This window comes from Pseudonocardia pini, from assembly GCF_013870575.1.
In the GTDB taxonomy this organism is placed as follows: domain Bacteria; phylum Actinomycetota; class Actinomycetes; order Mycobacteriales; family Pseudonocardiaceae; genus Pseudonocardia; species Pseudonocardia pini.
On sequence record NZ_JACBXB010001098.1, the window covers coordinates 1 to 1,358 of the forward strand.

General features: G+C 75.6%; 2 protein-coding genes and 1 pseudogene. 2 read left to right on the plus strand and 1 reads right to left on the minus strand.

What is annotated here, in order from left to right:
* Both H5J29_RS32850 and H5J29_RS32855 read left to right on the plus strand, forming a co-directional pair.
* Window positions 1-548, plus strand: a 548-nt coding sequence (locus tag H5J29_RS32850; protein ID WP_376768601.1) for a sensor histidine kinase, incomplete at its 5' end; no start/stop codon positions are given.
* Window positions 545-1,180: a response regulator gene (locus tag H5J29_RS32855; protein ID WP_181784786.1), complete on the plus strand. Its 636-nt coding sequence runs from the start codon at window positions 545-547 to the stop codon at window positions 1,178-1,180. The genes H5J29_RS32850 and H5J29_RS32855, both read left to right, overlap by 4 nt.
* A 28-nt stretch (window positions 1,181-1,208) precedes the next feature.
* Here H5J29_RS32855 and H5J29_RS35645 read toward each other — a convergent pair.
* Window positions 1,209-1,358, minus strand: a pseudogene (locus H5J29_RS35645) (peptidase S1); the annotation flags it as partial.

Sequence of the window (1,358 nt, forward strand, 5' to 3'; positions counted from 1 at the left end):
CCGCGCAGGCCGCGTCCGTGGTCGCCCGCACCTCGCCCGACGACGTCGACCGCGCCCTCGCCGCGATCGAACGTGCCGGCACGGACGCCCTCACCGCGATGCGGCAGCTCGTCGGCGTGCTGCACGGTGGGGAGGAGGGCGCGCGGACGCCGGGCGCCGAGCTGGGAGGCATCCCGGACATGGTCGAGCGGTTCGACCCGGCGGGCACGCTGGTCCGGCTCGACGCCGATCCCGGCTTCGCCCACGCCGTGCTGCCCGCCGGCGTCGCCGCGACCGGCTTCCGCGTGGTCCAGGAGGCTCTGACCAACGTGCGGCGGCACGCCCCCGAGGCCACCGCCGTCGAGGTGGAGATCCGGATCGGGGCGGAGGAGCTGCGCGTGGCGGTGCGCAACGACGGGGTGCGGCCGCGGTGGGAGCCGACCGACGGCGGGTTCGGGCTGGCCGGGATGGGCGAACGGGTCGCCGCGCTGGACGGGACCCTGCAGGCGGGCCCGGCCGGGCCGGGGACGTGGGCCGTCACCGCGGCGCTGCCGTTGGAGGGCCGATGACCACCGTGCTGCTCGCGGACGACCAGGAGATGGTCCGCACCGGCTTCCGGCTGATCCTGTCCGCGGAACCGGGGATCGAGGTCGTCGGGGAGGCGGGCACGGGGGTGGACGCCGTCGCCCGGGCGCGGGAGCTGCGCCCGGACGTCGTGCTGATGGACATCCGCATGCCCGAGCTCGACGGGCTGGAGGCGACCCGCGCGCTCATGGCCGATCCGGCACCGCCGCGGATCGTCGTGGTGACCACGTTCGACGTCGACGAGTACGTCTACGGCGCCCTGCGCGCGGGCGCCTGCGGCTTCCTGCTCAAGGACGCCGGTCCCCGGCTGCTCGTGGAGGCCGTGAAGGCCGCCGCGGCCGGGGACGCCCTCGTGTCGCCGTCGGTCACCGTGCGACTGCTGGAGCGACTGACCGAGCCCGCGGACCCGCCGCGGCTCCCGGAGCCGTTGTCCCCCCGGGAGCTGGACGTGGTGCGCGCCGTGGCGCGGGGGCGGACCAACAACGAGATCGCCGCCGAGCTGTTCGTCTCCCTCTCCACGGTGAAGACCCACCTCGGCAACGTCCAGGCCAAGATCTCCGCCCGCAACCGCGTGGAGATCGCGGCGTGGGCGTGGGAGCACGGCCTCGTGGGCTGACCCACTCGACCGACGCGGGGGCGACCGTTCAGACGAGCTCGCTCGGCACGGCGACGACGTCGACCATCGCCCCGTTGCGCAGCACCGTGACCGGCAGCGGGACCCCGATGGCATCGCCGAACAGCTGCCGCTGGATGCCCTGCGCGTCCTCGACGGGCCGCCTGCCGACGTCGAGCAC

Excerpts from the sequence above, each read along its gene's own strand:
- H5J29_RS32855 (WP_181784786.1), top strand. The coding sequence starts at position 545 with ATGACCACCGTGCTGCTCGCGGACGACCAGGAGATGGTCCGCACCGGC.